Genomic DNA, 7,026 nt, shown 5'->3' with positions numbered 1-7,026 from the left:
ATCCTCGACAATTCGGGTGCGCGGGCAGTGATCGTATCGACCGAGAAGCTGTCGGTCCCGTTGATCCCCGCAGTCATCCGGACCGGGACGGCGGAGCATATCATTCCGATCGATTCCCTGCGCCAGTTCCAGAGCGGGGGGTTGACCTGCCATAGCTGGTCCGACCTCGTGAAAGGCGATGCGGCAGCGGCCCGCCGCGCAGTCGACGCCCGTCTTGCCGGCATCGGGCGGAACGATACTGCCTGCCTCATCTACACCAGCGGGACGGGGGGTGCGCCGCGCGGGGTGATGCAGCATCACGGTGCGATCCTGTGCAATGTCGCCGGCGCGGCCGAGGTGCTGGCCGAGGATTTCGGCCTCAGCGAAGATGACCGGTTCCTCTCCTTCCTGCCGCTCAGCCATGCTTACGAGCACACCGGCGGACAATATCTGCCCATCGGGGTCGGGGCGGAAATCTACTACGCCGAGGGGCTGGAGAAACTTGCCAGCAATATCGAGGAGACGCGCCCAACCCTGATGGTGGTGGTGCCGCGCCTGTTCGAGGTGCTGCGCACACGGATCATGAAGCAGGTGGCCAAGCAGGGCGGCATGGCCGAACGCCTGATGACCCTTGCGCTCGAGCTTGGCGAACGCAAGTCTCGGGGCAAGCGCCGGATCGGGGATCGGCTGCTCGACATCACGCTCGAGAAACTGCTTCGCCCCAAGATTCGCCAGCGTTTCGGTGGGCGGATCAAGGCGATGGTATCGGGCGGGGCGCCGCTCAATCCCGAGGTCGGCGTGTTCTTCGATGCGATGGGCCTTACCCTGCTGCAGGGCTATGGCCAGACAGAAGCCGGGCCGGTGATCAGCTGCAACCGCCCCCGCGCCGGGATCGCGATGGCCACCGTCGGTCCCCCCTTGCGCGGAGTCGAGGTGCGGATCGCCGAGGATGGCGAAATCCTCTGCCGGGGCGAACTGGTGATGCACGGCTATTGGCAGAACGAGAGCGAGACGCAGCGCGCCATCGTCGAGGGCTGGCTCCACACCGGCGACATCGGCCATATCGACGAGAAGGGCCGGATCGTGATCACCGATCGCAAGAAGGACATGATCGTCAACGACAAGGGGGACAACATCGCCCCGCAAAAGCTCGAGGGCATGCTGACGCTGCAACCCGAGATTGCGCAGGCGATGGTGACCGGCGACCGCCGGCCCTATGTCGTCGGGCTGGTGGTGCCCGATGCCGAGTGGACGCTGGAATGGTGCCGGGCGCAGGGCAAGACCTTCGATTGCCGCGAGGTGCTCAAGCTGCCCGAATACCGCAAGGCGGTGGCCGCCGCGGTCGACCGGGTGAACAAGGATCTGTCGGTGGTGGAAAAGGTCCGCCAGTTCGCCTTCGCGGACGAACCCTTCGGCATCGAGAATGAGGAAATGACGCCGAGCATGAAAATCCGCCGTCACAAGATCAAGGAGCGCTACGGCGAGCGGCTGGACGGGTTGTACAAGGCCTAGGCCCGATTCAGCGCGGCGAGCGTCGCGAAGTCGGCCGCTCGCCGGCAGTCTTCAGGCCGCCACCTCTTCGATGAACTCCGGATAGAAGCTTGGCGCGCGGTCGCTCCAGCCCGGCGCGGTCGCGGCAGCCTCGCTCAGCGACTGGAGCAGCATCTTGCGTCGGTCGGGGCGGATCTGCGGGAGCGCGGCGGCGGCGCAGAAGGCGCTCGGCAACCATGGCCGCGCCTCGGCTCCGAGCAGGCGTTCATAGAGGAAGCGGAAGGCGGAGAAGCTTTCCAGACGTTCCTGGGCCAGATCGAAGGCCGCCACCCGCGTCAGCTTGCCGACGAACGGCTCGATCATCTCGAACCCGGTTTCCGCCGGAATCGCAAGCCGCAGTGCCTTCAATTCCTGATAGGTCACGTACTGGCTGCGAATGCCGGCGTTTTCATGCGCGGTCCGGCCCCAGACCAGGAATGCATCGCACCGCCCGAGGCCGATATCGAGGCTGCGGCGGATATAGCGCTGCTCGGCCGGGGTGAAGCTGGCGAATTCCCGCATTTCGGCAATCGTCGTCGATGCCCTGTTCGTCACCGTCATGCCATGTCCCTCCTGCTGACGAATGGCAGCATGGGGCAGGATGGTTAACGCGTCGTAAGCGCCAGCCATGCCGGTGCGGGAAAGCGGTCAGATGAGGCCGGCCAGCGGGCTCGACGGGTCGGCGTATTTGCGCGTCGCCATGCGGCCGGCGAGATAGGCGTCGCGCCCGGCCTCGACCGCCCGCCTCATTGCCCGGGCCATGCGAATGGGGTCCTTGGCCTCGGCGATGGCGGTATTCATCAGCACTCCGTCGCAGCCCAGTTCCATCGCCACCGCTGCATCGCTGGCGGTGCCGACCCCGGCATCGACCAAGACGGGCACGCTGGCACCTTCCTTGATCAGGCGGATCGTCACCCGGTTCTGGATGCCCAGCCCGCTGCCGATCGGTGCCCCCAGCGGCATGACGGCGACCGCGCCCGCATCCTCGAGCTGTTTCGCCGCGATCGGATCGTCGACGCAATAGACCATCGGCAGGAAGCCTTCGGCGGCCAGCACCTCGGTCGCCTTCAGCGTCTCGCGCATGTCGGGATAAAGCGTGCGCGCCTCGCCCAGCACCTCCAGCTTGACCAGATCCCAGCCCCCGGCCTCGCGCGCGAGGCGCAGGGTGCGGATCGCCTCGTCCGCGGTGAAGCAGCCGGCGGTGTTGGGCAGGTAGGTTACCTTCCTGGGGTCGATGAAGTCGGTCAGCATCGGCGCCTTGGGGTCGCTGACATTGATCCGCCGCACCGCCACGGTGACGATCTCGGCCCCGCTCGCCTCGAGCGCGGCGGCGTTCTGCGCAAAATCCTTGTACTTGCCGGTGCCGACGATCAGGCGGCTGCGGAACGTCCGTCCGGCAACCGACCAGCTGTCGTCGTCTTCGTGCGTCTGCCCGCCGCCGACGAAATGCACGATCTCGATGACGTCACCCTCGGCCAGCGAACAGGCGGCGAGCGTGCTGCGCGGCGCGATTTCGCCATTATGCTCGACGGCGACCCGGGCCGGGTCGAGTTCGAGTTCGCGCACCAGTGACGCGATATCGGTTGCGGCGGTGCGGCGGCTCTCGCCGTTGACGGTGACGGATTTTGAAGCGGACATGACGGCCTGCACTTAGGTGTCGCAGCGGTCCTTGCAAGTCGCCGAGCGGCAGTGCCGCACGTTGAGGATATGCCCGAGCGAGACGAGGGCCACCCCGATGATCGTCAGGATCGCCTCCTTGTAGCCGTGCGGTACGGCGAGGGCGCCGCCCATGAAGCTCAGCCCGGTCATCGCGATCACGAACGGTGCGGCGACCCGATGCCGCAGCGCCCCCCAGCCGATCGCCACGCCGGCGATAAGGGTGGCCGCAACCAGGCCGATCCGGTGAATATCGGGCGAGAGCAGAACCTGGCTGCCAAGACCCATGGCCGAAACCAGCACGATGGTCGCTAGGCAATGGATCGCGCAGAGACCCGAAAGAATGATCCCCGCACGGTCCAGCCGTTGCCGAATCGCGGATGTGGACCTTTGAAGCATGGCGTGCGAGATATGTGACAATGTAACGCGGCGCAAGGGGCGACCCCCCCGTGGCTAGGTCGATTCATCGCCTTGCGGCCTGCGGGGGCGAGGGCGATTTCCCTTGTCTATCGCCCGCCGGCTTACCACTGAGGCGTTCATGCACGGACAAACTGGTCAATCCCGCACCCGGCTGCACCGCCCGCTGGCGCTGGCGAACTGGCTTTTCGTCGTCGCTGTTCTGGTGCTGCTGATGGTGGCGGTCGGCGGGATCACGCGGCTGACCGAGAGCGGTCTTTCGATTACCCAGTGGAAGCCGATCACCGGCGCGCTCCCGCCCCTGTCCGACGGCGCGTGGCAGGCAGAGTTCGATCTCTACCGGCAGACCGGTGAATACATCAACGTCACCGGCCCCGCAGGCATGGATCTTGCGGCGTTCAAGTTCATCTATTTCTGGGAATGGTTCCACCGCCTGCTGGGTCGAGTGATCGGGCTGGCCTTTGCCCTGCCGCTGGCATGGTTCTGGATCCGGGGCGCGATCCCGCAGGGTTACAAGGCGCGTCTCGTCGCGCTTCTGGCGCTGGGCGGGCTGCAGGGCGTGTTCGGCTGGTTCATGGTCAGGAGCGGGCTCGCCGGGACGATGACCGATGTCAGCCATTTCTGGCTCTCGATCCATCTTCTGACCGCCCTGTTCACCCTTGGCGGGCTGATCTGGACCGCGCTCGACTTGCGCCGCCATGCAACCGTCGGTGCGCGGGCGCGCTGGACGCGGACGGCAAGCTGGGTCGGCCTGGTGCTGTTCGTCCAGCTGCTGCTCGGGGCATGGGTCGCCGGACTGAACGCCGGACTGGCCAGCGACACCTGGCCGCTGATGCAAGGGCGGCTGGTGCCCGAGGTCGCGCTCGACCGCGGCTTGTGGTGGGCTGTGACCCACGATCCCTTCGCGATTCATTTCCTCCACCGCTGGTGGGCGCTGGCCGCGCTGGTCGCACTGTCCGTGCTGGCGCGGCGGGTCCGCCGGCTGGAACGCCGGGCTTCGGTGGCGATCCACTCGGCGGTGGGTACGCAGATCCTGCTTGGCATCGCCACCGTTCTGACCGGGGTGGAGTTGTGGATCGCGGTCGCTCATCAGGTGGTAGGAGCCTTGGTCGTCGCCGCGTTTGCATGGGCTGCCCATGTGCTTGGCCAGCCGCAAATCAAGGACGCCGACGGCCTGCGGTAGTATTATACCACAGGCAAAGCCCGCGCAAAAGCTTGACCTTTGGCGCGATGAGCGCCAATTGCGCCCCGTTTGCGGGTCCGCTTGCGGATTCGCACGGCATGTCCGGTCGCCGCCATGGCGGCCTGAACTCGAACAGACGGAATCACCAGCCATGAAGGCGCTCAGCAAGGTCACCCGGTCGATCAAGCCGGCCGAGGTGGAAAAGAAGTGGCACATCATCGACGCCGAGAATCTCGTCGTCGGCCGCCTGGCGGCGATCGTTGCCAACATCCTGCGCGGCAAGCACAAGCCGAGCTTCACCCCGCATGTCGATTGCGGCGACCATGTCATCATCATCAATGCCGAAAAGGTGCGCTTCACCGGCAAGAAGATGGACGACAAGGTCTATTACAAGCACACCGGCCATCCCGGCGGGATCAAGGAAACGACCCCCACCAAGGTGCTCGAAGGCCGCTTCCCCGAACGCGTGCTCGAGAAAGCGGTTCAGCGGATGATCCCGCGCGGCCCGCTGGGCCGGGCGCAGATGAAGGCGCTGCACATCTATGCCGGCACCGCGCATCCGCATGACGGACAGCAGCCCGAGACGCTCGACGTTGCTTCGATGAATCGCAAGAACAAGGTTGCCGCATGATGGCTGACACCACCAACACCGTATCCGATCTCGCCGATCTGAAGACGATCGCCGGCGATGCGCCGGAAGGCGATGCCGCCGAGATCGCCCGCACCGCGAACGTGCCCCTGCGCGAGCAGGAGCTCGACAAACAGGGCCGTGCTTATGCCACCGGTCGCCGCAAGGATGCCACGGCACGCGTCTGGCTGAAGCCCGGCAGCGGCAAGGTCATCGTCAACGGCAAGGACCAGGAGGTCTACTTCGCTCGCCCGACGCTGCGTCTGGTCATTGACCAGCCCTTCGCCATCACCGAGCGGCAGGGCCAGTACGACGTCGTCGCAACCGTTTCGGGCGGCGGGCTTTCGGGCCAGGCCGGCGCGGTCAAGCACGGTATCAGCCAGGCGCTGTCGAAGTACGAGCCGGCGCTGCGCGCGACGGTCAAGGCCGCGGGTTTCCTCACCCGCGACCCGCGCGTGGTCGAGCGCAAGAAGTACGGCCGCGCGAAGGCCCGCCGCAGCTTCCAGTTCTCCAAGCGCTAACAGTTTCCGCGACGGCGGAAAGGAAGGGCGGTGCCGAGAGGCGCCGCCCTTTTCGCATCAGTGCACCGGCGGATCGGTCCGGGGCACCGCGCCGACCGGGGCGATCGGCTCGCCGGGCTCGCGCGGGGGCCTCGCGTCCTCGGGCACATCGTCGATCTTCATCGCCTCGGTGGGCACGTCCTGCAGGTTGCGCGCCTCGACACACAGGCGCCCGTCGCTGTCGAAGGTCAGCTCGTTGAAGCTCTGCGGGGTCGAGCGGATGCGCTGCGACAGCGTGCCCGCGCCGATCATCCGGATCGGGCCGTTGGCGGTCTCGCGCATGAGGTCGAACGGGTCGTGCACATGCCCCGAGAGCACCGCGAGCACGCCCCGTTTGGCGAGCTCGGCCAGGGCACGGGTGCCCCCATGCGTCATGGCGGTACCGCGCGTGCCGACCTCGACCAGCGGATGGTGCACCGTCACAATCGCGCGCTTGCCCGCCGGCAAGGCGTCAAGCGCCGCCAGGCACTTGTCGAGCGCGCGGCGGCTGACCCAGCCCTTCGACCAGTTTAGCCGCGGCTGCATTCGCACCGCGGTCTTCAAGGGAATCACCGCGATCCCCGGCAGATCGAGTTCCTTCTCGACCACCGATTCCATCCCCCGGAACTTGGCGTAGGGATCGAAGAACCGCTCGTAGAGATTGAAATACGGCAGGTCGTGGTTGCCGACCTCGACCGTCACCGGCGCGGCGAGCGACAGGATCCAGTCGCGCGCGGCGGCAAACTCGCGGCTCCGCGCACGCATCGTCAGGTCGCCGGTGATCAGCACAGCCGCGGGCTTGCGCGCGGCCACTTCCGCCGCGACCCAGTCGAGCGCGCGGTTGTGCTCGAGCCCGAAGTGAATGTCGGACAGGTGGAACAGCAGCGTGCTATCGGCCATCGACCGGCCCAAGCAGATCGACGTCGAGCGTGTCGAGCGAAAACACCAGCGCGCTGGCGCCCTCGCTGCGTTCCCCATCGACCATCAGCGGGATGGCTTCGCCCTCCAGCGAACGCACGGTCACCTTGCGAGACGTCCCGAGCTGGTCGTGCGGCCCTTCGCGGAAATCGCGCTTGAGGATCGCCAGTCCTTGC

8 protein-coding genes and 1 pseudogene are annotated in these 7,026 nt (G+C 66.5%); 4 read left to right on the top strand and 5 right to left on the bottom strand.

The features are described from left to right. A partial coding sequence (locus tag ACHFFA_RS10745; protein WP_394270837.1) for an AMP-dependent synthetase/ligase occupies positions 1-1,491 on the top strand: 1,491 nt, incomplete at its 5' end. Between the two features lie 51 nt (positions 1,492-1,542). Here ACHFFA_RS10745 and ACHFFA_RS10740 read toward each other — a convergent pair. The 3 genes from ACHFFA_RS10740 to ACHFFA_RS10730 form a co-directional block, all read right to left on the bottom strand. Further along, positions 1,543-2,070 carry a hypothetical protein gene (locus tag ACHFFA_RS10740; RefSeq protein ID WP_394270838.1) on the bottom strand — a complete coding sequence of 176 codons (528 nt, stop codon included), beginning with the start codon at positions 2,068-2,070 and terminating at the stop codon, positions 1,543-1,545. An 87-nt stretch (positions 2,071-2,157) separates the two neighbouring features. Then, on the bottom strand, positions 2,158-3,147 hold the full coding sequence (gene thiS, locus ACHFFA_RS10735) for a sulfur carrier protein ThiS (RefSeq protein ID WP_394270836.1): 990 nt from the start codon (positions 3,145-3,147) through the stop codon (positions 2,158-2,160). Positions 3,148-3,159: 12 nt separating this feature from the next. After that, on the bottom strand, positions 3,160-3,564 hold the full coding sequence (locus tag ACHFFA_RS10730; protein WP_394270835.1) for a MerC domain-containing protein: 405 nt from the start codon (positions 3,562-3,564) through the stop codon (positions 3,160-3,162). A gap of 139 nt (positions 3,565-3,703) precedes the next feature. Between ACHFFA_RS10730 and ACHFFA_RS10725 the strand changes: the two genes are divergently transcribed. The 3 genes from ACHFFA_RS10725 (at position 3,704) to rpsI (ending at position 5,914) form a co-directional block, all read left to right on the top strand. Then, positions 3,704-4,765 (top strand): COX15/CtaA family protein, encoded by a 1,062-nt coding sequence (locus ACHFFA_RS10725; RefSeq protein ID WP_394270834.1) that lies wholly within the window; start codon positions 3,704-3,706, stop codon positions 4,763-4,765. A 151-nt stretch (positions 4,766-4,916) separates the two neighbouring features. Beyond that, complete coding sequence (gene rplM, locus ACHFFA_RS10720) at positions 4,917-5,396, top strand: 50S ribosomal protein L13 (RefSeq protein ID WP_394270833.1); 480 nt, start codon at positions 4,917-4,919, stop codon at positions 5,394-5,396. Beyond that, on the top strand, positions 5,396-5,914 hold the full coding sequence (rpsI, locus tag ACHFFA_RS10715; RefSeq protein ID WP_394270832.1) for a 30S ribosomal protein S9: 519 nt from the start codon (positions 5,396-5,398) through the stop codon (positions 5,912-5,914). The genes rplM and rpsI overlap by 1 nt, the downstream gene beginning before the upstream one ends. 57 nt (positions 5,915-5,971) lie before the next feature. On the opposite strand, the gene ACHFFA_RS10710 is transcribed toward rpsI, so the two are convergent. Next, positions 5,972-6,832: a metallophosphoesterase family protein gene (locus tag ACHFFA_RS10710; RefSeq protein WP_394270831.1), complete on the bottom strand. Its 861-nt coding sequence runs from the start codon at positions 6,830-6,832 to the stop codon at positions 5,972-5,974. Next, a pseudogene (locus ACHFFA_RS10705) lies at positions 6,822-7,026 on the bottom strand (diacylglycerol kinase); the annotation flags it as partial. The gene ACHFFA_RS10710 and the pseudogene ACHFFA_RS10705, both read right to left, overlap by 11 nt.

Origin of the sequence: Qipengyuania sp., from assembly GCF_043423005.1 — a bacterium.
Taxonomy (GTDB): Bacteria; Pseudomonadota; Alphaproteobacteria; order Sphingomonadales; family Sphingomonadaceae; genus Qipengyuania.
Note: the sequence above shows the minus strand (reverse complement) of the source record. Positions and strands in the feature narration are given on the sequence as shown.

What these genes read in the sequence shown, in the direction of transcription:
- ACHFFA_RS10740 (WP_394270838.1), bottom strand. Translation starts at nt 2,070, where the DNA reads ATGACGGTGACGAACAGGGCATCGACGACGATTGCCGAAATGCGGGAA.
- thiS (WP_394270836.1), bottom strand. Translation starts at nt 3,147, where the DNA reads ATGTCCGCTTCAAAATCCGTCACCGTCAACGGCGAGAGCCGCCGCACC.
- ACHFFA_RS10730 (WP_394270835.1), bottom strand. Translation starts at nt 3,564, where the DNA reads ATGCTTCAAAGGTCCACATCCGCGATTCGGCAACGGCTGGACCGTGCG.
- ACHFFA_RS10725 (WP_394270834.1), top strand. Translation starts at nt 3,704, where the DNA reads ATGCACGGACAAACTGGTCAATCCCGCACCCGGCTGCACCGCCCGCTG.
- rplM (WP_394270833.1), top strand. Translation starts at nt 4,917, where the DNA reads ATGAAGGCGCTCAGCAAGGTCACCCGGTCGATCAAGCCGGCCGAGGTG.
- rpsI (WP_394270832.1), top strand. Translation starts at nt 5,396, where the DNA reads ATGGCTGACACCACCAACACCGTATCCGATCTCGCCGATCTGAAGACG.
- ACHFFA_RS10710 (WP_394270831.1), bottom strand. Translation starts at nt 6,832, where the DNA reads ATGGCCGATAGCACGCTGCTGTTCCACCTGTCCGACATTCACTTCGGG.